We start from the raw sequence: 21,108 nt of genomic DNA, 5'->3' as shown, positions 1-21,108 counted from the left end.
CGGCTGGCATGGACCAAACAGCGATGAATATTGATATGACCATGTGGCTGGTGGTGGAGTGTCCCCCACCGAGCGGGATCTCCCGCCCTCCGAGGAGGTTGTCCATGGCCTTCCGCACCCCAACCCTCCGCCGCCGGCTGGCGCTCGCCGTCGCCACCGGGCTCGGACTGCTCACCGTCGCCGCCGCACCGGCCACCGCACGGCCGGCCCCGGACCGCGACGCCGGAACCGCCGCCGCGTCCTACCGGGTGCTCGGCCCGCGTACGGTGGCCGACCGCACCGCGGTCGCCGGCACCGGTGCCGCGATCGACTACGTCGAGCACGGCGTGCTCAACGTCTCGGCCACCCCGGCCGAGGCGGCCGCCATCACCCGGCTCGGCTTCCGGCTGGAGGCGGTCCCCGCCCCGTCCGCCGACGGTCACCACCACGCCGAGGGGGACGTAGGCACGACCGCCTTCCCGCCGGCCGACTCGAACTACCACGACTACGCCGAGTTGACCGCCGTGGTGAACCAGGTGGTCGCCGACCACCCGGCCATCGCCCGCAAGATCAGCATCGGCAGCTCGTACGAGGGCCGCGACCTGATGGCGGTGAAGATCTCCGACAACGTCGGCACCGACGAGAGCGAGCCGGAGATCCTCTTCAACGCCCAGCAGCACGCCCGCGAGCACCTCACCGTGGAGATGGCGGTCTACCTACTCAACCTCTTCACCGACAGCTACGGCTCCGACTCCCGGGTGACCAGCATCGTCAACAGTCGGGAGATCTGGATCGTGCCGACGGTCAACCCGGACGGCAGCGAGTACGATATCGCCACCGGCTCCTACCGCTCCTGGCGGAAGAACCGGCAGCCGAACAGCGGCTCGTCCTACGTGGGCACCGACCTGAACCGCAACTGGTCCTATCAGTGGGGCTGCTGCGGCGGGTCGTCCGGCTCCACCTCGTCGGAGACCTACCGGGGCCCGTCGGCGTTCTCCGCGCCGGAGACCCGGGCTTTGCGCGACTTCGTCAGCAGCCGGGTGGTCGGCGGGGTGCAGCAGATCAAGGCCAACATCGACTTCCACACCTACTCGCAGCTGGTGCTCTGGCCGTTCGGCTACACCTACAACAACACCGCCCCCGGGATGACCGCCGACCAGTACAGCACCTTCGCCACACTGGGCCAGCAGATGGCGAACACCAACGGCTACACCCCGCAGCAGTCCAGCGATCTCTACATCACCGACGGCGACAGCATCGACTGGATGTGGGGCACCCACGGCATCTGGGCGTACACCTTCGAGATGTACCCGGGTTCGGCGACCGGGGGCGGCTTCTACCCGCCCGACGAGGTGATTCCGCGGGAGACCTCGCGCAACCGGGAGGCGGTGCTGCTGCTCAGCGAGTACGCGGACTGCCCGTACCGGGTGATCGGCAAGCAAGCGCAGTACTGCGGCGGTGGCGGCGGCACCACGGTCTGGTCGGACACCTTCGAGACCGCGACCGGGTGGACGACCAACCCGAACGGCACCGACACCGCGACCCTCGGGGCCTGGGAGCGGGGCGCCGCGCAGGCGACCACGTCCAGCGGCGCCAAGCAGCTCACCCCGTACGCCGGCAGCAACGACCTGGTCACCGGCCGGCTGGCCGGCGTCGGCGCGGGTGACTACGACGTCGACGGCGGGGTGACCAGCGCCCGGTCGCCGGCGGTGACCCTGCCGTCCGCGGGCACGCTGACCCTCTCGCTGGCCTGGTACCTGGCGCACGGGTCGAACGCCTCGTCGGCGGACTACCTCCGGGTTAGCGTGGTGCACAGCGGCGGCAGCACGGCCCTGTTCACCCAGTCCGGGGCGGCCACCAACCGCAACGGCGCCTGGGCGGTGGCGAACCTGAACCTCACCCCGTACGCCGGCCAGTCGGTGCGGATCCTCGTCGAGGCGGCGGACGCCTCGGGCGCGAGCCTGGTCGAGGCGGCTGTGGACAACGTCACCATCACCAGCTCCTGACCGGTGGGGCCCCGTTCCGCCCCCGACGGGGCCCCACCCACCAGCCCGTTCGAGGACATATCGCCGCCGGACGGCCGCCGGTGACCCGCCCCAGCGCGGGCCGGACGGCCGGCCGGCGGCGATCTGTCCGTCGGCGGATGAGCACGTCCGGGCGGTGCGCTACCGTCTTACCGACCATCCCGCAGCGAAGCCGGTGCGAAACCGGCGCTGTCCCGCAACTGTGATGCCCCGTGCGGCGTCGCCGGCCCCGGCCGGCGCCCGACGCGCGGTGGACGAGCCAGGTCGCCTGCGGAGCGGTCGCGACTCGCGCTCTCGAGGAAGGGCGCCTCGCGGACGGGCGCACGGGGTCCCTGTCGGCGAAGCACCACACTCCTCGACCGACAGGAGGACAGATGTCCAGACGTATCCCCCGGCTCTTCGCCGCGACCCTCGCGGTCGCCGCGCTCGCCCTCGGCGCCTGCGCCGAGAAGACCCCCGACACGCCCGCCGCCGGCGGCAGCAGCGCCGGCACGGCCGCCTACCCGGTCACCGTCGGCGACCTCACGCTGGAGAAGCGGCCCGAGAAGATCGTGTCGCTCTCCGCGTCGGCCACCGAGATGCTCTACGCGATCGGCGCCGGCCCGCAGGTCACCGCCGTCGACGACAACTCGAACTACCCGCCGGACGCGCCGAAGACGGACCTGTCCGGCTTCTCCCCGAACGCCGAGGCGATCGCCGGCAAGAGCCCCGACCTGGTGGTGCTCTCCGACGACCGCAACAAGATCGTCGAGCAGCTCGGCACGCTGAAGATCCCGGTCTACATCACCTCGGCGGCGACCACGCTCGACGACTCGTACCGGCAGATCACCGACCTGGGCGCGCTCACCGGCCACCCGGCCGAGGCCGCCGACGTCACCAAGCGGATGAAGGACGACATCGCCAAGCTGGTCGCCGGCCTGCCGCAGCGCGCCGAGAAGCTGACCTACTACCACGAGCTGGGCCCGGAGCTGTACACCGCGACCAGCAAGACCTTCATCGGCTCCCTCTACGCGATGGCGGGCCTTGCGAACATCGCCGACCCGGCCGACGCCGACGGCAAGAACGGCGGCTACCCGCAGCTGTCCCAGGAAGTGATCGTCAAGGCGGACCCGGACTTCGTCTTCCTCGCCGACACCAAGTGCTGCCAGCAGAGCGCCGAGACGGTCAAGGCCCGCGCCGGCTGGGCCGGGATCACCGCGGTCAAGAACAACCAGGTCGTCGCGCTGGACGACGACATCGCCTCGCGCTGGGGCCCCCGCGTGGTGGACCTGCTCCGGGCCATCATCGACGCGGTCGCCAAGGCCCAGGCGTGACCCGCACCCGGCGATGACCAGGGCAGCCGTCATGGCACCACCCACCCGGCCGGCCGGGACGCCCCGCGCGTCCCGGCCCGCCGGGCTGCGGCCGCGCTGGCTCGTCGCCGGCGTGGTCGCGGTGCTGGTCGCCCTGGTCGCGGGGGTGTCGCTCGGCCCGGTCAGCCTGCCGCCGGGCAGCGTCGCGGCCGAGCTGCTCAACCTCATTCCCGGGGTACGCATCGACAGCGGGCTGACCGAGCGGGAGATCGCCATCGTCACCGAGCTGCGGCTGCCCCGGGTGGTGCTCGGTCTGCTGGTCGGCGGGCTGCTGGCCCTGGCCGGCGCGGCCTACCAGGGGGTCTTCCGCAACCCGCTGGCCGACCCGTACCTGCTCGGGGTGGCGGCCGGGGCCGGCCTGGCGGTCACCGCCGTGATCACCCTCGGGGTGGGTGCGGGCGGCGCGCTGACCGGGCTGCCGCCGACCATCCCGCTGGCCGCGTTCGTCGGCTCGATCGGCGCGGTGGCGATGACCTACCTGCTCGGCGCCGCCGGCGGCCGCGGCCGCTCCCCGGCCACCCTGATCCTGGCCGGGGTGGCCGTCTCCGCGTTCCTCTCCGCCGGGCAGACGTACCTGCTGCAACGCAACTCCGACAGCATCCAGCAGGTCTACTCCTGGCTGCTCGGCCGGCTGGCCACCGCCGGGTGGCACGACGTCCGGCTGGTCCTGCCGTACTTCCTGCTGACCGGCGTGGTGGTGCTGCTGCACCGGCGGGAGCTCGACGTGCTCTCCGTCGGCGACGACGAGGCGACCAGCCTCGGGCTGCACCCGCAGCGCTCCCGCTACCTGCTGATCGCCGCCGCCTCGCTCGGCACCGCCGCCGCAGTCTCCGCCTCCGGCCTGATCGGCTTCGTCGGGATCATCGTGCCGCACACCGTACGGCTGCTCGCCGGGTCGAGCTACCGGGTGATCTTGCCGCTCTCGCTGCTCTTCGGCGGCGCCTTCCTGGCGCTCACCGACGTGGTGGCCCGGACCGCCGCCGCCCCCGCCGAGGTCCCGATCGGGGTGGTCACCGCGCTGCTCGGCGGCCCGTTCTTCGTGCTGGTGCTGCACACCACCCGGCGGATGGTCGGATGAGCACCCCGGCCGTCGTGGTGCGGGACCTGCGCGTCCGCCTGGGCGGCGCGCCGATCCTGGCCGGGGTCGACCTGACCGTCGCCGCCGGCGAGTGGGTCACCGTGATCGGCCCGAACGGCGCCGGGAAGTCCACCCTGCTGCGCGCCGTCGGCGGCCTGCTGCCCGCGCCGGGCGCCATCTCCCTCTTCGGTACGCCGAGCGAGTCGATGCGCCGCCGGGACCGGGCCCGGGTGGTGGCCACCGTGGCCCAGTCCCCGGTCGTGCCCCCCGGCATGCCGGTGCTGGACTACGTGCTGCTCGGCCGCACCCCCTACATCCCGCCGCTGGGCCGGGAGTCGGCCGCCGACCTGGCCGCCGCCCACGACGTGCTGGACCGGCTGGACCTCGCCGGCTTCCACGACCGAGAGCTGGCCACCCTCTCGGGCGGCGAGCGGCAGCGGGTCTTCCTGGCCCGGGCGCTGGCCCAGGGCGCCACCCTGCTGCTGCTCGACGAGCCGACCAGCGCGCTGGACATCGGCCACCAGCAGGAGGTGCTGGAGCTGGTCGATCAGCTGCGCCGGGCGCACGGCCTGACCGTGCTGGCCACGATGCACGACCTCTCCGTCGCCGGTGAGTACGCCGACCGGCTGGTGCTGCTCGCCGACGGCCGGGTGGTCGCCAGCGGCACTCCCCGCGAGGTGCTCACCGAGCAACTGCTCGCCGAGCACTACCGGGCCAGCGTGCGGGTGGTCGACGGCGAGCACGGCCCGCTGGTGGTGCCGGTGCGGCCGGAGCCGCGTACGGTCAGGGCGGAGTGGTCCCGAGGATCGAGAAGAACGCCCCCTGGGGATCGGTGAGCACGGCGAACCGGCCCCGCGGCAGATCCGTCGGCTGGACGGCGAGCGTCGCGCCCGTCCGCAGCGCCTCGGCGACGACCCGGTCGGTGTCGGTGACCGCGAAGTAGACCATCCAGTGGGACGGGAGGCCGCCCCAGTCTTCGCCGATCATGGGCATCATCCCGGCGACGGGACGACCGTCCAGCTGCCAGGTGGTGTAGGTGATCTGGCCCATCGGTTGGTCGTCCGCCGTCCAGCCGAACACCGCCCGGTAGAACTCCTTCGCCCGGTCCGACTCCCGCGTGGTCAGCTCGGCCCAGGTCAGCGAGCCGGGTACGTCGAACACCTCGGCCCCCGGCATGCCGAGCGACTGCCACACCCCGAACGACGCCCCGGCCGGGTCGGCGAAGAGCGCCGTCCGCCGGGAGCCGGGGACGTCGGACGGTTCGGTCAGGATCCGGCCGCCGGCGGCGGTCACCCGCCGGCCGGCCCCGTCGGCGTCGTCGGTCACCAGGTAGGGCGTCCAGGCGGGCGGCCGTTGCGGGCCCGCCCCCGGTCCGGCACCGGCCACCGGTCTGCCCTGCTGATGGAAGACGAGGTGACCGTCGGCCGAGGGTTCCCGGTCCGCCTCGGCGACGGCCCAGCCGAACAGCGGCGCGTAGAAGCGCACTGCGCCGGCGAGGTCGGTGGTGACCAGGTCGACCCAGGCGGGCGCCCCCGGTGGAATGTCCGTCATGGCTTCGGCTCGGCTTCCTCTGCTCGTGGGCGGTTCTGGGCGGGGCTGACGGCCGGGCCGTACCGCTGGCGGCCGTCAGCCGGCATCGGGGCTGGCGAGGGTGATGACGTTGAAGAGGGCTCCCTGCGGGTCACGGAGGGCGGCGTAGCGGCCGGCCGGGATGTCCTGGGGCGGGACCAGGATGGTGCCGCCCAGTTCGGCGGCGCGGGCGGCCGCCGCGTCAGCGTCGGCCACCGCGAAGTACACCGACCAGTAGGCGGGCGAGTCCGCCGGGAAGTCGTCGCCGAGCGGCGGCATCATCCCCGCCACGATCTGTGCGCCGAGCCGCCAGCCGGTGTAGGTGACCGGTCCCATCGGCTGGTCGTCCGGGCGCCAGCCGAAGACCAGCTCGTAGAAGACCTTCGCGCCCTCCGGGTCGGGGGTGACCAGCTCGTTCCAGGCCATCGCGCCGGGGGTGTTGAACACCTCGGCACCGGGCATCGCCATCGGCTGCCACACGCTGAAGGTGGCGCCGGCCGGGTCGGCGAAGACCGCCATCCGTCCCCGGTCGAAGACCTCGAACGGCGGCACCACCACCTGCCCGCCGGCCCGCTCGACGCGGCCGGCCACCAGGTCGGCGTCGTCGGTCGCCACGTACGTCGACCAGATCGGCACCTGCTCGGGGACGGCCGGGGGGCCGGCGCCGGCCACCGCCCGGCCGCCGAGCAGGAAGACCGTGTAGCCGCCGGCCTCGGGCTCCGGCGCCACCCGTCCGGTCCAGCCGAACAGTTCCGGATAGAAGCGCCGCGCGTCGTCGAGGCCCGGGGTGGCCAGGTCAGCCCAGCAGGGCGTGCCCGGCGGGACGCTGCTCACGTCGACCCCTCTCGCCCGGGGCGGCCACGGCCGGCACGCCCCTGCCGGCATCGTGGCACCGCCGCCGGGCCGTCCGGGGCGGAATCCGAGGAAAGGTCAGCTGAACCGGCGACCCTCGTCCCGCTTGTACGCCCAGCCGGCCAGGGTGGCGAGCAGCACCACCCAGACCCCGAGCATGACCATCGACAGCGGGTTCAGCGGGTAGTCGCCGACCGCCGTCCACATCAACTCCACCGCGCCCCGGGTCGGCAGGTACGGCGCGATCGCCTCGATGAAGCCGGGCGCCTGGTCCGGGGCGGTGAGCAGGCCGCCGCCGAAGGCGAGCGGGAAGAAGACCACCTGCGCCACCACGATCGCCGCCTTGCTCGGCAGCGAGTAGCCGATGGCGAGCCCCATCAGCGTGAACGGCACCGACACCAGCGCGACGGTGACCAGGGCGAGCAGGAACGCCGGCGCGGTGATCCGCGCCTCGGTGAGCGTCGCGCCGATCACCACCACCGGCACCAGCGACAGGTAGGTGAGCGCCAGGCCGGCCAGCACCCGGCCCGCGAAGCGCGGCGCCGGCCCCGCCGGCAGGGTCCGGGTGTACGGGTTCCACGGCTGGTCGCGGTCCTCGGCGACGCCGACGCCGTACTGGAAGATGTTGGCGCTCATCACCGAGAAGGTGACCATCGAGGCGGTCGCGAAGGTGGCCGCCATCGGGTCCTTCCCGGCGAACGGCACCACGAAGAAGAGCATCGCGGCGGCCGGGAAGAACGCGCTGCCGAACACCGCCACCGGGATCCGGACGGTCTCCAGCAGCTGGTAGCGGGCGTGAATCAGGGCGAGCTGCACTCCGGTCGCCTCCTCAGACGGTGGTGGTCGGTCGGGCGGTGACGGGCCGGCCGTCCGCGGTCGGCGGCCCGCCCTCGGTCGTCGCCCCGCCCCCGGTTGTCGCCCCGCCCCCGGTCGCGGTGATGGCGAGGAACGCCTCCTCAAGCGAGGTGGGCCGGACCTCCAGGTCGGCGAAGGCCACCCCGGCCGTGATCAGGTCCCGCACCAGCTGGTCGGCGCCGTTGCCCGCCGGAGAGTCCGCCGGTCTGCCGCCGGACCAGCTCGCTCAGGCCGAACCGGTCGAGCAGTTCGCCGCGGGGGACCGGGTCGGGGTAGTGGGCGGAGACGAAGTCGACCACCTCGCCGACGCGCAGCGTGCCGGGCAGGCCGGTCTCCTGCGGGGTGACCCCGATCCGCTGCCGGCTCGCCGGGTCGCGCGGGTCGCCGCCGAACAGTTCGACCCGGCCGGCGGTGGGCCGGCGCAGCCCGACCAGCAGGTTCATCAGGGTGCTCTTCCCGGCGCCGTTCGGGCCGAGCAGGCCGACCAGCTCACCGGCGTGCACGTCGAGGTCGACCCGGTCCAGGGCGAGGACGTCACCGTAGCGGCGGCTGGCCTGGACGGCGCGGGCGAGGATCATGGCGGCTCCCTGTCGGCACCAGCGGTCGGGTACCGCTCAGGTGTACTCCGTCCCCGCAACCGCCGACCACCGGGCTCAGCCCAGCTCGGTGGGAAGCGGCGCGGCGTGCAGCACCGACAGTCGGGACACCGCCCGGGTGAGCACCACGTAGAGCCGGTGCAGGCCGCGCGGTTCGGCGGCCACGATCGCCGCCGGTTCGACGACGACGACGTGGTCGTACTCCAGGCCCTTGACCAGGGTGGCCGGCACCACGGTGGCCCGCGCCCCGGCCGCCGGGTCGTCGGCCGTCGCGGTCTCGACCCCGGCGGCGGCCAGCGCCGCGCGGAGCCCGTCGACCGCGTGGTCCGCGGCGATCACCGCGATCGACCCCTCGTGCGCGAGCGCCGCGCGCACCTCGGCCACCGTCGCCGCGGCCAGGTCGCCGACGGTACGCACGTCCAGCGCACCGTCGCGGCGCAGCGACTCCGCCGGCGGCACGTCGACGGCGAGCGCCGGCAGCAGCCGGTTGGCGAACGCGACCACGGCGGCGGGCACCCGGAAGCCGACCGTCAGCGGGACCACGGTGGCGTCCGGCTTGCCCAGGTGGGCGAGGGACTCGCGCCAGTCCGTGGCGGCCCACGGCGCGGTGCCCTGGGCCAGGTCGCCGAGGAGGGTGATCGACCCGTGCTCGCTGCGCCGGGCGATCACCCGGCACTGCATCGGTGAGAGGTCCTGCGCCTCGTCGACCACCACGTGCCCGAAGCCGGCCGGGCGTTCGATCAGCCCGGCCGCCTCGTCGACCAGCACCGCATCGGCGGCGGTCCACTTCGTGGCCCTGGCGGTGCGCGGCGGCTTCGCCCAGGTCAGCAGCGCCTGCTCGGCGGGGGTGAGCAGGCCGTCGGCCACCGCGGCCAGCCGCGCCGCGTCGGCGAACAGCGAGTGCACCAGCCAGTCCGGGGTGAGCGCCGGCCAGACCGCGTCGAGGAAGTCGACGACCGGCCGACACCGGCCCATCCGCCGCAGCCAGGCGTCGCTCGGCGACTCGGCCCGCCGCGCCTCGGCCTGCCGTTGCAGCAGGCCGACCACCCGGGCCCGGACCCGCTCCCGGCCGACCGCGTACGGCAGGCCCTCCCGGCGGGTCTCCTGGACCACCCGGTGCAGCGGCTCCAGGCCGATCCGCCAACGGAACGAGCCGTCGGAGACGGTGATCGGCTCGGTCGGCTCGCCGATGTGCGCGTGCACCGCCCGGCGGAGCACCTCGGCCATCCGTACGTCGTGCTTGACGATCGCGGCCGCCGGGTCGTCGACCGCCCGCACCGGCACCCGGTCGACCAGGTCCTCCACGGTGGCCTGCGCGACCTCGACCTCGCCGAGCGCCGGCAGCACCGCCGCGATGTACGACAGGAAGGCCCGGTTCGGCCCGACGATCAGCACGCCGGCCCGGCGCAGCCGTTCCCGGTGCAGGTAGAGCAGGTACGCGGCCCGGTGCAGGCCGACCGCGGTCTTCCCGGTGCCCGGCGCGCCCTGGACGCAGATCGAGTCGGCCAGCTCGGCCCGGACCAGTTCGTCCTGCTCGGGCTGGATGGTGGCCACGATGTCGCGCATCGGCCCGACCCGGGGCCGCTCGATCTCGGCGGTCAGGATCCGGCTGGCCGTGCCGAGTTCCTCGCCCCGGTCCAGGTGCTCGTCCTCGAAGCTGGTCAGCACGCCGTTGTTGAAGCCGAACCGGCGGCGGACCGCCAGGCCCTGCGGGTCCCGCGCGCTGGCCCGGTAGAACGCCCGGGAGACCGGGGCCCGCCAGTCCAGCACCAGCGGCTCGCCCCGCTCGTCGGTGACGTGCCGCCGACCCACGTGGTACCGCCGCCCGGCGTGGTCGAGGTCCACCTCCCCACCGGCCGTCGCCGGGTCGGCGCCGCCGGAGAAGTCGAGGCGGCCGAAGAAGAGCGGGGTGGTCGGGTCGTCGGCGAGTTCGGCGACCCGGCGGGCGAGGGTGCGGCCCAGCGTTTCGGCCGCGTACGCGTCGCCGGCCACCTGGTCGCCGGTGGCGAAGAGGGCCTCGGCGCGTTCCCGCATCCGTTTCAGGGCGGCCCGGGAGGCGGCGAGGTGCTCGCGCTCCGTGGCGAGGTCGGTGTCGAGGTCGAGGTCAAGTGCGGTCACGCTGATTTCCCTCGGGTCATCTGCTGATCGCTCGCGTGTCCGGTAGGCGGATGGGCCGGCCTCCGGCGCGGGACGTCCGATGCGGTGTCCACCCACCCTGGCCGTCAAGCGGCCTGCCAGCTTACGCGCAAGCACCCAGCCGTTCCACCGAATAATCGAGCGGGTCCACCGGCGGGTGCGCACGCTGCCTTCGCAGACGAGGCCCTGCGTCGTGATGCCGCGGGCCGGCATTCCCGATGCTGCCCGATCGGGCATCGCCCCACGCCGATGTGGTGCGGCCGGCAGCCCGGACGCGGCCCGCCGCGCCGCCGCCCGAGCTTGTCGTACATGGGCACCCTCGACACCGGGCTGCGGCTGACTCCGGGCGTGGTCCGCCGGCTCGCCTGCGACGCCGCCGTCCTGCCCGCCGTGCTCGGCGGCGACAGCCAACTATTCGACCTCGGCCGACAGCGCCGCCTCATCACCGGCCCGCTACGCCGCGCGCTGGTCCTGCGCGACGGCGGCTGCGCCTTCCCCGGCTGCGACCGCCCGCCCCGCTGGTGCGACGGCCACCACATCCGGCACTGGGCCGACGGCGGCCCCACCACCCTCGACAACGCCGTCCTGCTCTGCGGCCACCACCACCGCCTCGTCCACCACGACGACTGGACGGTACGACTGGCACCCGACGGTCGACCCGAGTTCCTTCCGCCCGCCTGGCTCGACCCTCACCGGGCGGCCCCGCCGCAACCTGCTGCACCGAAGACCCCTGACCCGGGCGCGAAGCCCGGTCGCGTCTCACTCCGGCGTCGACGCCTTCAACGCGAGCCGGCCGTCACCAGCCGGGCCGGAACGCCGTGCGGTGCCGGCCGGGTAGTGCGGAGTCGATGGCAGGTACCGCAGGTCGACGACGTCGCGTCGTTGCTGGCTGAGGCTCCAGTCGGAGACCTCGGCCAGGTCGACGGTGACGCGGAGGATGCCGGTCTCACCGGCCGGCAGTTCGGCGAGCGCCTCGCCGCGGGGTGAGATGACCATGCTCGGGCAGTGTTGGCGCGGGTCGGCGAGGTTCACGGCGAACACGAAGCGCTGGTTCTCGGCGGCACGGCTGATCAGGTGACTGCGCCAGACGCCCGCGGTGGCCGCTGGGCTGGCGGCGTTGGTCAGGAAGACGAAAGCGGCGGCGCCGGAGCGGGCCAGGTGCTGCCACTGCTCGGGGTAGCGGATCTCCCGGCAGAGCTGCACGCCGACCAGCAGGTCGCCCCAGGGCTGGGACACCCGCCGGGTGGGCAACTCGGCTCCGGCCCGTAGCACCGCACGCTCGTTCACCGCCAGGTTGATCTTGCGGTACGCCCACCGCTCGCCGGACGGGGTGAAGTGGAGGGCCACGTTCCACCAGGCGCCGTCCTCGTGCAGCAGTGTTCCGAAGAAGAGGTGGACGCCCCGGTTCCGGGCCAGTTCGGCAACCGTCTCGACGGCCCCGGCGAGGCGCGCCCGGTCGAGCGTGGCGAGGGGTGCCAGATCCGGGGCGTACCCCGAGAGGGCGCCCTCGGGCAGCAGCACGAGGTCGTCGGCCCGGGCGTGACCCACCACCTGCTCGATCGAGGCGAGATTCGCGTCGATGTCCCAGCCGGTCGGGATCTGGCCGATGGTCACGGTCGTCTTCATGTCACCGTCCTCCCGGCCCGGGCCGGTCGTGCCTCGTCGCGGTGGCAGGGTGCGTGGGGCAGTGGTGCGGCGCCGGGGTGGGCCGGGATCATGAGGGGATGACCGAGCCGCGTGCCGAGCGTAGCCGGGTGACGATCAGCGATCCGCGGGTGATGCGGGCGCTGGCCCACCCGGCCCGACTCGCGATCACCGAACACCTCAGCGGGCTGGAGGGCGGGGCGACCGCCACCGAGTGCGCGGAGATCGTCGGCCTCTCCCCGAGCGCCACCAGCTATCACCTGCGGGAACTCGCCAAGGCGGGGCTGGTGGAGCAGGCGCCGAGCCGGGGCGACGCGCGGGAGCGGGTGTGGCGGACGGTCAGCCCGAGCTGGACCGTCGACGCCGGGCGGGCCACCGAGCCGGAGGCCCAGGCCGCCGAGCGTGCGCTGGTGGAGGCGTGGCTGGCCCGCGACGTGGAGCGCAGCCGGGACTGGTTGCGGCGCGCGCCCGACGAGCCGCCCGAGTGGTACGCGGCGAGCCGGCTCTCCGACACCCAACTGTTGCTGACCGCCGCCGAGCTGAGCGCGCTGAACGAGGCGGTGGAACGCCTGCTCGAGCCGTACCGCAAGCGGTCCCGGGTGGATCCGCCGGCCGCGGCCCGCACGGTCTCCGTGCAGTTGAAGGTGTTGCCGCAGGACTGAAAGGGGTTGAGTCGATCAGGTGTGAAGGATTATTTTCGAAGTATGTCTTTCACGCCTGTCCGCTCGCGCTGGTCCGACGTCTGGCTCGCCACTGCCGCCCGGGGCATCTCCAGCTGCGGGGACTTCCTCGCCGCCAGCGCGCTAACCCTGGCCCTGCAGTCCGCCGGGGCCGGCGGGCTCGCCGTGTCCGGGTTGCTGCTGGCGGCGACCCTGCCGCTGGTGGCACTCGCGCCGCTGACCGGGCGGCTCGCCGACCGGGTGGACAGCCGCACCATCCTGGTGACCGCCGGGCTGGCCCAGGCCGGCATCTGCCTCGCGCTCGCGTACGCCGGGCACCCGGTGCTGGTCATCGTGCTGGTGGCGCTGCTCGCGTCCGGCCTGGCCGTCACCCAGCCGGTCCTCGCGGCGCTGGTGCCGGCGATGGTCCGCGCCGGGGACCTGCCCCGGGCCAGCGCGCTCAACCAGTCGGCCGGCACGCTCGGCGCGCTCGCCGGACCGGCCCTGGCCGGGCTGCTGGTGGGCGAGTTCGGGCCGCGCCTGCCGCTGCTCGTGGACGCCGGCAGCTACCTCGCGCTGATGGTGGCCGGGCTGCTGATTCGTACCCGTCGTGGCGGCCGGCGGCGCGCGGAGCCGGCGCGGGCCGGCGGCGCGGTGACGGCGACCGGCTGGCGGCTGCGGCAGGACAAGCTGCTGGTCGCGATGGTGGCCAGCGTCGCGGGCGTGGTCGGCGCGGTGGGCGCGATCAACGTGGTCGAGGTCTTCTTCATCCGCGAGACGCTGGGCAGCTCGACCACCATGTACGGCCTGGTGACCGGTGCCTGGACGCTCGGCATCCTGGTCGGCGGGTGGCTGTTCGCCCGGGTGGTGCGGCGGCTCGACCGGGACGGCGCGCTGGTCGGGGCCGGCCTGGCACTGCTCGGCGGCTGCTGCCTGATGGTGCTGGCCTCGGCCGCGGTGCCGGCGGCCCTGCTGCTCGTGCCGATCTGGCTGGTCGGCGGCGTCCTCAACGGCGGCAACAACGTCTTCGACACCGTGCTGCTGGCCCGCCGGGTGCCGGAGGCGGCCCGGGGCCGCGCCTTCGCCTCCTTCGGGGCGTCGGTGCAGGGCGCGGCGATGGTCGGCTACCTGGCCGGCGGCCTGCTCCTGGAGGTCGCCGCGCCCCGGCCGCTGGTGGCCGGCTGCGGGGTGGCCGGGCTGCTGGTGGTCGCCGCCGTCGCGCTGCCGCTGCGCCGGGCGGTCCGCGCGGCGGCTCCGCCGGCCGTTCCGCAGGCGACGGCGGTTGGTGCGGTGTCGACCACGTCGGTTGGTGCGACGGGGGTTGGTGCGGCGTCCGCGGCGTCGGCGGCGTCGGCCGGGGTGGTGCCGGTCGAGCCGGTGGCGGCGGGTCCGGCTGGCGGGGCGGATGCGGGGTTGGCCACTCCGGCGCCGACCCGCTGAGCCCCTCCCGGCGGGCCGGGATACGGTCGGGCCATGGTCGAGCATGTCGCGCGCCCCCGCGTCGGGCACATCCAGTTCCTGAACTGCCTGCCCATCTACTGGGGTCTGATGCGTTCCGGCGCGCTGATCGACGTCGACCTGCACAAGGACTCGCCGGACCGGTTGAGCGCCGCGCTGGTCGCCGGCGACCTGGACATCGGCCCGATCTCGCACGTCGAGTACCTGCGGCACGCCGACGACCTGCTGCTCCTGCCGGACCTGGCGGTGGGCAGCGACGGCCCGGTGCTCTCGGTGAACATCGTCTCCACCCGGCCGCTGGCCGAGCTGGACGGGGCCCGGGTCGCGCTCGGCTCGACCTCGCGGACCGGGGTGCTCCTGGCCCAGCTGCTGCTCGGCGAGCGGTACGGCGTCCGGCCGGAGTACTTCCGCTGCCCGCCGGACCTGACCCAGATGCTGCTGGAGGCCGACGCCGCGGTGCTGATCGGCGACGTGGCCCTGCGCGCGCTCTACGAGGCGCCGAAGCGCGGGCTGGAGGTCACCGACCTCGGGCAGGCCTGGCAGGAGTGGACCGGGCTGCCGATGGTCTTCGCCGTCTGGGCGGTTCGCCGTGACTTCGCCGCCGCCCACCCGGGGCTGGTCAAGGAGGTGCACGAGGCGTTCCTGCGCTCGCGCGACCTCTGCCTGGCCGAGCTGGACCAGGTGGCCGAGGCGGGCGCCCGCTGGGAGCCGTTCGACGCGGAGACGCTGGCCTCGTACTTCCGGGCGCTGGACTTCTCGCTGGGCGAGCGCCAGGTGGCCGGCCTGCGCGAGTTCGCCCGCCGGGCCGCGGCCCTCGGCGCGACCCCGGCGCTCCCCGCCACCGGCCCCGCCTTCTTCACGGGCTGACCCGCCCGGCCGGACGGGTCAGACGGCCCCGTCGGACGGGGTCAGACGGCGTCGCGGAGGAGAGCTGCGGTGATCTTCTGGCAGTTCTTCATGCCGTAGTCGTAGCCCATGTCGATCGGGTACCGGACCATCACGCCCATCGTCCAGGTGTCGCCGATGGCCAGGCAGTTGATGTGCATCTCCTGCTCCTTGGTCCGGTCGATCCACCCGTTCTTGATGGCGATGGTCTTCCGCTCGGCGACCGGGAACGCCTTGCGGATGCCGAAGTCGCCGGCGCCGCGGACTAGCCGCATCTCGCTGAGCAGCCACTTGGTCCATTTCGGCCCGGCCGCCCGACCGTCGGCGATGCAGTTGCCCAGCCGGGCGGTGTCCCGCGGCGACAGCTTCGTACGGCTCCAGCCGCCATCGCTGGCGACGCTGCTGTCGGTCAACTCGCACATCGAGAGCAGTCGCTTGATCGACGCGGACCCGCCGATGGCGTTGTAGAACTGCTGGGCCCGGGTGTTGTCGCTGTCCCGGATGATCTTCGTGGCGTCGGCCAGCTTGGCGTCGCTCGGGGTCTGGCCCTTCTCGTCGGCCCGGCGCAGGTAGTCGGCGACGATCCAGGACTTGATCAGCGAGGCGGTGGTGCTGGTCTCGTCCATGTTGTCCGAACCGATGATCACGCCGGTACGCCGGTCCAGCACGCTCCAGGCGTACCAGCCCTCGATGTCCAGGTCGAGGTCCCGGGCCTCGAACGGCAGCGGCTCCAGCGTCTCGCTCGGGCTGGGCGTGGGCGACGGCCGCGAGCTGCGGTCGGTGGGCGTACCGGTGGAGCGGTCGCCGGAGCCGCTGGCGTCGCCCCACATCGAGGCGGCCCGGGATTCGAACGGCGAGCCGGGGAGCAGGCGCAGGGACACCAGCACCAGGCCGATCAGGATCGCCGCGACGGCGATCAGCTTCAGCGGGGAGCCGTCCTTACGCTCGCCCCGGCGGCCGGCCATCAGAGCTTCCCGACCGGCTGCTGCGGCACCTTGAGCGCGGCGCCGGGCTGCGGGGTCACCAGCTGGCTGGCGACGCTGGCGCAGACCTGCGCGCCGTACTTCAGCCCGCTCTTGACCGGGTAGCGCAGCATCACCGCGAGGCTCCACCGGTCGGTCACCGCGAGGCAGTTGACGTGCCAGTTGCCGTCGTAGCTCAGCGGGGTCCAGCCGTTCTTCATGCTCACCGGGCCCTGGCTGGTGATCGACTTCGGCAGGCCGTCGATGATCCCCCAGCGGCCGCCGCCCTGCCGCGCCTTCTGGTCCTTGGCCGCCGTGGTGCCCCGGACCTTGGCCATCTCGTCCAGCAGGAACGCGGTCCACTTCGGGCCGGCGGCGGTGCCGTCGGCGATGCAGTCGCCGAGGCGCACCGCGTCGCGGGGGGACATCCGGGTGAAGCTCCACCAGCCGACGTAGCCCGGCACGTTGCCGGGCTTGGTGTCGGTCAGCTTGCAGGTGCCGGTCATCCGCTTGATGGACGCGGCGCCGCCGTTGGCCTTGTAGAGCCGGTTGGCCGCGTCGTCGTTGCTGTCCCGGATCGCCGTGCTGATGTCCTTCCTGGCGCTGGCCGACAGAGCCTTGTCGCCGAGCCGCTTGAGGTAGTCGGCGGCGAACCACGACTTGATCATCGACTCGGTGGAGTTGGTCGAGGCCATGTTCTTCGAGCCGGAGATCTCGCCGGTCTCCCGGTCCATCAGGGCCCACGAGAAGAACTCGCCCTTGAAGGTCACCGCGACCGGTCCCGCCGCGAGGGTCGGCGGGGGCGGTGGCGTCGGTGCGGGCGCCGCGACGCTGCCCGCGCCGCCCCCGGCGTCGCCGTCACCGGCGAGCCGCGCGTACGCGGCGGGGACGAGCAGGACGCCACCGAGGAGGACCGCCACGACGGCGAGCACCATGGTCACGCGGGATCGCATGAGTGGGTGAGCTCCAGATGTCAGGGCCGGGGGGAACCGGCTTGTTGCCCGGACGGATCGGCGGACCGCCGAGGCCGGGGGAGACGGCCTCGCTGGCTGACGATCGTCGGCAGCCGATCGGTGTGACGGCGAAAGTCTACGTCCGGATCGGCGGCACGCCAGAACCCCGCACCTGGCAACTTGCCATGAAGACGGGATATCAGACCGGTATGCCTTCTCTGGGGGGATTCATCTTTACGACGTGACCCACGTCATATCCGGGGCGTCCACCCACAGTGTTCGGCCGGTGACGAAGGGTGGCAGGACAATCCTGTTACACCCTCTGGTTTCTTGAGTCGCCAGCTGTAACACTTGACGTCATGTATGGCAACGACTTCTCCGCCGAGGACGCGCCCGGCGGCGGTGGCCTGCTCGGCGAGGTCGAGGCGGCCGAGGCGGCGCTGCGGGAGGCCGCCGAGCGCGGCCGGCACGGCCGGCCCGCCCCGGACGAGGACCTGGCGGCGTACTTCGCCGCGGTCGTCGACGCCGACCAGAAGATCGAGCCACGCGACTGGATGCCCGAGGCGTACCGGAAGACGCTGATCCGGCAGATCGCCCAGCACGCCCACTCCGAGATCATCGGCATGCAGCCGGAGGGGAACTGGATCAGCCGGGCGCCGTCGCTCAAGCGCAAGGCGATCCTGCTCGCCAAGGTGCAGGACGAGGCCGGCCACGGCCTCTATCTCTACGCCGCCGCCGAGACCCTCGGAGTGAGCCGGGACGAGTTGGTCGAGCTGCTGCTCGACGGCCGGCAGAAGTACAGCTCGATCTTCAACTACCCGACCCTCACCTGGGCCGACGTGGGCGCCATCGGCTGGCTGGTGGACGGCGCGGCGATCGTCAACCAGGTGCCGCTGTGCCGCTGTTCCTACGGCCCGTACGCCCGGGCGATGATCCGGGTCTGCAAGGAGGAGTCGTTCCACCAGCGGCAGGGCTACGAGATCCTGCACACCCTGGCGCACGGCACCCCGGCGCAGAAGGCGATGGCCCAGGACGCCGTCGACCGCTGGTGGTACCCGTCGCTGGCGATGTTCGGCCCGCCGGACACCGACTCCACCCACTCGGCGCAGTCCATGGCCTGGAAGATCAAGCGCTTCTCCAACGACGAGCTGCGCCAGCGCTTCGTCGACATGTGCGTGCAGCAGGCCGAGGTCCTCGGCCTGACCATCCCCGATCCGGACCTGCGCTGGAACGACGAGCGGCAGGCGTACGACTTCACCCAGCCGGACTACGCCGAGCTGATGCGGGTGATCTCCGGCGACGGGCCGTGCAACCGGGAGCGGATGGCGCACCGGCGGGCCGCGCACCGCGAGGGCGCGTGGGTCCGCGAGGCCGCCGCGGCGTACGCCGCCAAGCGGGCACAGCAGCAGAAGGAGAAGGTGGCCGCGTGAGCAAGGAACAAGCACCGCTCTGGGAGGTGTTCGTCCGGGCCCGGCGCGGGCTGTCCCACACCCACGTCGGCAGCCTGCACGCGCCCGACGCCGAGCTGGCCCTGCGCAACGCCCGGGACCTCTACACCCGCCGCCAGGAGGGGGTGTCGATCTGGGTGGTCCCGGCCGCCGCGATCACCGCGTCCAGCCCGGACGAGAAGGACGCCTTCTTCGACCCGGCCGCGGACAAGGTCTACCGCCACCCCACCTTCTACGAGGTGCCGGACGGGGTGGCCCACCTGTGAGCCGTCCGTTCGACTTCACCCTCGCCCTCGGCGACGACGCGCTGATCGCGGCGCAGCGGCTCGCCGAGTGGACCACCCGCGCGCCGGAGATGGAGGAGGACATCGCGCTGGCCAACATCGCCCTCGACCAGCTCGGCGCGGCCCGGCTGCTGCTGACGTACGCGGGCGAGATGGAGGGCGCCGGCCGCGACGAGGACGCGCTGGCGTTCCTCCGCGACGACCGCGAGTTCCGCAACTGTCTCCTGGTCGAGCTGCCCAACGGCGACTTCGCGGTGACCATGGCGAAGCTGTTCTTCCTCGCCGCCTACCAGCTGCCGCTCTACACCGCGCTGGCCGGCTGCGCCGACGAGCGGCTGGCCGCGATCGGCGCCAAGGCGCGCAAGGAGTCGGCCTACCACCTGGACCACGGCTCGCTCTGGGTGAAGCGGCTCGGTGACGGCACCGAGGAGTCGCACCACCGGATGCAGGACGCGGTGGACCAGGTCTGGCCGTACACCGCGGAGCTCTTCGCCCCGGACCCGGCGGCCCCGGTCGACCCGGCGATGCTGCGCGACCGGTTCGACGCCACCGTGGCGGCCGTGCTCGACGAGGCGACGCTCACCCGGCCGGAGACCGGCTGGGCGCCGGCCGGCGGGCGGGACGGCGTGCACACCGAGCATCTGTCGTACCTGCTCGCCGAGATGCAGGTGCTGCACCGCGCCCACCCCGGGGCGGCGTGGTGACCGATCCCAGGACGGCCGTGGCGGCGGTGGTGGACCCGGAGATCCGCGTGGTCACCATCGACGAGCTGGGCATCCTGCGGGCGGTCGACGAGGATCCGGCCACCGGCCGGGTGGTCGTCACCATCACCCCGACCTACACCGGCTGCCCGGCGATGGACGTCATCCGGGCCGACATCCGCCGGGCGCTGGCCGCCGCCGGCCACCCGGACGCCGAGGTCCGCACGGTCTACAGTCCGGCGTGGAGCACCGACTGGATCTCCGCGAGGGGGCGGGCCAAGCTCGCCGCCGCGGGCATCGCCCCGCCGGCTCCGGTGCGCGCGGCCGGCGTCGTGCCGCTCACCCTGGCGGTGCGTTGCCCGCGTTGCGGTTCCCCGGAGACCGAGCAGGTCAGCCGGTTCGGCTCCACCGCGTGCAAGGCGCTCTGGCGCTGCCGCTCCTGCTCCGAACCCTTCGACCACCTGAAGGCGCTGTGACAGTCACCATCACCCGCCCGGTCCGCCGCCGGCCGGTCTTCCACCCGCTGCCCGTCGCCGCCGTCGACCGGCTCACCGACGACGCCGTGGCGATCACGTTCGCCGTACCCGAGGAACTGCGGGAGACCTTCGCGTTCCGGGCCGGTCAGCACCTGACCGTTCGGCTTCCCGCCGGAGACGGGCGCACCGGCTCTGCCGGTGCGGCCGGCGAGGACGTGCGCCGGTCGTACTCGATCTGCTCCGCGCCGGACGACCTGGCCCGGCACGGCCGGCTGCGGATCGGGGTGCGGGAGATCCCCGGCGGCGCCTTCTCCGCGTTCGCCTGCGGCGCGCTGCGCGACGGCGACACGGTCGAGGTGCTCCCGCCGCTGGGGCACTTCACCACCGCCTTCGCCCCGGACCGGGTCCGTCACTACGGCGCGGTGGTCGCCGGGTCGGGCATCACCCCGGTGCTCGCGCTGGTCGCGACCGCGCTCGCCGTCGAGCCGGCCAGCACCTTCACCCTGGTGTACGGCAACCGCACGGCGAACACGGTGATGTTCGCCGAGGAACTGGCCGACCTGAAGGACCGCTACCCGACCCGGCTGCACCTGGTGCACGTGCTCTCCCGGGAGCAGGGGGAGTCCCCGCTGCTCTCCGGCCGGGTCGACGCCGAGCGGCTGGGCCGGCTGCTGGACACCGTGGTGCCCGGCGAGGCCATCGAGGAGTGGTTCCTCTGCGGCCCGTACGGCATGGTGGTGGACGCGAAGGCGGTGCTGACCGGGCGCGGCCTGCCGGAGTCGGCGGTGCACACCGAGCTGTTCCACGTCGACGCGCCGCCGGAGCCGCCGCGCCGCGCCGCCGACGAGCCGGGCAGCGGCACCGAGGTGACCATCCTGCTGGACGGCCGCTCGTCGAGCTTCACGATGGGCCGCTACGAGCGGGTGCTGGACGCGGCGCTCAAGGTGCGCGGCGAACTGCCGTACGCCTGCAAGGGCGGCGTCTGCTCGACCTGCAGGGCGAAGGTCGTCGACGGCGAGGTGACGATGGCTCGCAACTACGCCCTGGAGCCCGACGAGGTGGCCGCCGGCTACGTCCTCACCTGCCAGTCCACCCCGACCACCGACAAGCTCACCGTCGACTACGACGCGTGACCCCGCGGCGATCGTGCAGTTGTGGCCCCGACTTATGCCGCTAACCGGACGAATGGCGGGCCGA

General features: G+C 73.5%; 21 protein-coding genes and 1 pseudogene. 14 read left to right on the top strand and 8 right to left on the bottom strand.

Annotated elements, in window-relative coordinates:
* The first annotated feature begins 104 nt into the window (after positions 1-104).
* The 4 genes from ACVCAH_RS04665 (at position 105) to ACVCAH_RS04650 (ending at position 5,269) form a co-directional block, all read left to right on the top strand.
* A complete protein-coding gene (locus ACVCAH_RS04665) occupies positions 105-1,985 on the top strand; it encodes a M14 family zinc carboxypeptidase (protein ID WP_447134779.1) in 1,881 nt (626 codons plus the stop codon).
* A 392-nt stretch (positions 1,986-2,377) separates the two neighbouring features.
* Positions 2,378-3,316, top strand: coding sequence for an ABC transporter substrate-binding protein (locus ACVCAH_RS04660; RefSeq protein ID WP_447134778.1), 939 nt, complete (start codon positions 2,378-2,380; stop codon positions 3,314-3,316).
* Positions 3,317-3,347: 31 nt separating this feature from the next.
* On the top strand, positions 3,348-4,433 hold the full coding sequence (locus ACVCAH_RS04655; protein ID WP_447134777.1) for a FecCD family ABC transporter permease: 1,086 nt from the start codon (positions 3,348-3,350) through the stop codon (positions 4,431-4,433).
* Positions 4,430-5,269 (top strand): ABC transporter ATP-binding protein, encoded by an 840-nt coding sequence (locus ACVCAH_RS04650; RefSeq protein ID WP_447134776.1) that lies wholly within the window; start codon positions 4,430-4,432, stop codon positions 5,267-5,269. The genes ACVCAH_RS04655 and ACVCAH_RS04650 overlap by 4 nt, the downstream gene beginning before the upstream one ends.
* On the opposite strand, the gene ACVCAH_RS04645 is transcribed toward ACVCAH_RS04650, so the two are convergent.
* The 5 genes from ACVCAH_RS04645 to ACVCAH_RS04625 form a co-directional block, all read right to left on the bottom strand.
* On the bottom strand, positions 5,217-5,984 hold the full coding sequence (locus ACVCAH_RS04645; protein ID WP_447134775.1) for a VOC family protein: 768 nt from the start codon (positions 5,982-5,984) through the stop codon (positions 5,217-5,219). The two genes, ACVCAH_RS04650 and ACVCAH_RS04645, sit on opposite strands and share 53 nt — an antisense overlap.
* A gap of 75 nt (positions 5,985-6,059) precedes the next feature.
* Positions 6,060-6,836, bottom strand: coding sequence for a VOC family protein (locus ACVCAH_RS04640; protein ID WP_447134774.1), 777 nt, complete (start codon positions 6,834-6,836; stop codon positions 6,060-6,062).
* A gap of 96 nt (positions 6,837-6,932) precedes the next feature.
* On the bottom strand, positions 6,933-7,670 hold the full coding sequence (locus ACVCAH_RS04635) for an ABC transporter permease (protein ID WP_447134773.1): 738 nt from the start codon (positions 7,668-7,670) through the stop codon (positions 6,933-6,935).
* A 140-nt stretch (positions 7,671-7,810) separates the two neighbouring features.
* Positions 7,811-8,287 (bottom strand): ATP-binding cassette domain-containing protein, encoded by a 477-nt coding sequence (locus tag ACVCAH_RS04630; RefSeq protein ID WP_447134772.1) that lies wholly within the window; start codon positions 8,285-8,287, stop codon positions 7,811-7,813.
* 75 nt (positions 8,288-8,362) lie between these two features.
* A complete protein-coding gene (locus ACVCAH_RS04625; protein WP_447134771.1) occupies positions 8,363-10,423 on the bottom strand; it encodes a HelD family protein in 2,061 nt (686 codons plus the stop codon).
* Between the two features lie 330 nt (positions 10,424-10,753).
* On the opposite strand from ACVCAH_RS04625, the pseudogene ACVCAH_RS04620 reads away from it, so the two are divergent.
* A pseudogene (locus ACVCAH_RS04620) lies at positions 10,754-11,279 on the top strand (HNH endonuclease signature motif containing protein); the annotation flags it as partial.
* On the opposite strand, the gene ACVCAH_RS04615 reads toward ACVCAH_RS04620, so the two are convergent.
* The gene (locus ACVCAH_RS04615; protein ID WP_447134770.1) at positions 11,201-12,067 is read right to left on the bottom strand and encodes a carbon-nitrogen hydrolase family protein; all 867 of its coding nucleotides are present in this window, start codon (positions 12,065-12,067) and stop codon (positions 11,201-11,203) included. The pseudogene ACVCAH_RS04620 and the gene ACVCAH_RS04615 overlap by 79 nt on opposite strands.
* Positions 12,068-12,165: 98 nt before the next feature.
* On the opposite strand from ACVCAH_RS04615, the gene ACVCAH_RS04610 reads away from it, so the two are divergent.
* Genes ACVCAH_RS04610 through ACVCAH_RS04600 form a run of 3 tightly spaced genes read left to right on the top strand, consistent with a single transcriptional unit; the run spans position 12,166 to position 15,069 of the window.
* Positions 12,166-12,747 carry an ArsR/SmtB family transcription factor gene (locus tag ACVCAH_RS04610; RefSeq protein ID WP_447134769.1) on the top strand — a complete coding sequence of 194 codons (582 nt, stop codon included), beginning with the start codon at positions 12,166-12,168 and terminating at the stop codon, positions 12,745-12,747.
* Between the two features lie 42 nt (positions 12,748-12,789).
* Positions 12,790-14,184 (top strand): MFS transporter, encoded by a 1,395-nt coding sequence (locus ACVCAH_RS04605; RefSeq protein WP_447134768.1) that lies wholly within the window; start codon positions 12,790-12,792, stop codon positions 14,182-14,184.
* A 33-nt stretch (positions 14,185-14,217) separates the two neighbouring features.
* Positions 14,218-15,069: a menaquinone biosynthetic enzyme MqnA/MqnD family protein gene (locus ACVCAH_RS04600; RefSeq protein ID WP_447134767.1), complete on the top strand. Its 852-nt coding sequence runs from the start codon at positions 14,218-14,220 to the stop codon at positions 15,067-15,069.
* Between the two features lie 41 nt (positions 15,070-15,110).
* Here the strand turns inward: ACVCAH_RS04600 and ACVCAH_RS04595 are convergent, their stop codons facing one another.
* A complete protein-coding gene (locus ACVCAH_RS04595; protein WP_447134766.1) occupies positions 15,111-16,052 on the bottom strand; it encodes a hypothetical protein in 942 nt (313 codons plus the stop codon).
* Positions 16,052-17,002, bottom strand: a complete 951-nt coding sequence (locus ACVCAH_RS04590; RefSeq protein WP_447134765.1) for a hypothetical protein — start codon at positions 17,000-17,002, stop codon at positions 16,052-16,054. The genes ACVCAH_RS04595 and ACVCAH_RS04590 overlap by 1 nt, the downstream gene beginning before the upstream one ends.
* Positions 17,003-17,174: 172 nt before the next feature.
* Between ACVCAH_RS04590 and ACVCAH_RS04585 the strand changes: the two genes are divergently transcribed.
* From ACVCAH_RS04585 to paaE, 6 genes are read left to right on the top strand one after another with little or no spacing between them, the layout of a single operon-like run.
* A complete protein-coding gene (locus ACVCAH_RS04585; protein WP_447135038.1) occupies positions 17,175-17,336 on the top strand; it encodes a hypothetical protein in 162 nt (53 codons plus the stop codon).
* 25 nt (positions 17,337-17,361) lie between these two features.
* Positions 17,362-18,432 (top strand): 1,2-phenylacetyl-CoA epoxidase subunit PaaA, encoded by a 1,071-nt coding sequence (gene paaA, locus ACVCAH_RS04580; RefSeq protein ID WP_447134764.1) that lies wholly within the window; start codon positions 17,362-17,364, stop codon positions 18,430-18,432.
* The gene (gene paaB, locus ACVCAH_RS04575; RefSeq protein ID WP_088997011.1) at positions 18,429-18,716 is read left to right on the top strand and encodes a 1,2-phenylacetyl-CoA epoxidase subunit PaaB; all 288 of its coding nucleotides are present in this window, start codon (positions 18,429-18,431) and stop codon (positions 18,714-18,716) included. The genes paaA and paaB overlap by 4 nt, the downstream gene beginning before the upstream one ends.
* Positions 18,713-19,438: a 1,2-phenylacetyl-CoA epoxidase subunit PaaC gene (gene paaC, locus ACVCAH_RS04570; protein ID WP_447134763.1), complete on the top strand. Its 726-nt coding sequence runs from the start codon at positions 18,713-18,715 to the stop codon at positions 19,436-19,438. The genes paaB and paaC overlap by 4 nt, the downstream gene beginning before the upstream one ends.
* Complete coding sequence (gene paaD, locus ACVCAH_RS04565) at positions 19,435-19,911, top strand: 1,2-phenylacetyl-CoA epoxidase subunit PaaD (RefSeq protein WP_447134762.1); 477 nt, start codon at positions 19,435-19,437, stop codon at positions 19,909-19,911. Before paaC ends, paaD begins: the two co-directional genes overlap by 4 nt.
* Positions 19,908-21,044: a 1,2-phenylacetyl-CoA epoxidase subunit PaaE gene (paaE, locus tag ACVCAH_RS04560; RefSeq protein ID WP_447134761.1), complete on the top strand. Its 1,137-nt coding sequence runs from the start codon at positions 19,908-19,910 to the stop codon at positions 21,042-21,044. Before paaD ends, paaE begins: the two co-directional genes overlap by 4 nt.
* Positions 21,045-21,108: the final 64 nt, after the last annotated feature.

The sequence above is a fragment of the Micromonospora sp. LZ34 genome, from assembly GCF_052981855.1.
Note: the sequence above shows the minus strand (reverse complement) of the source record. Positions and strands in the feature narration are given on the sequence as shown.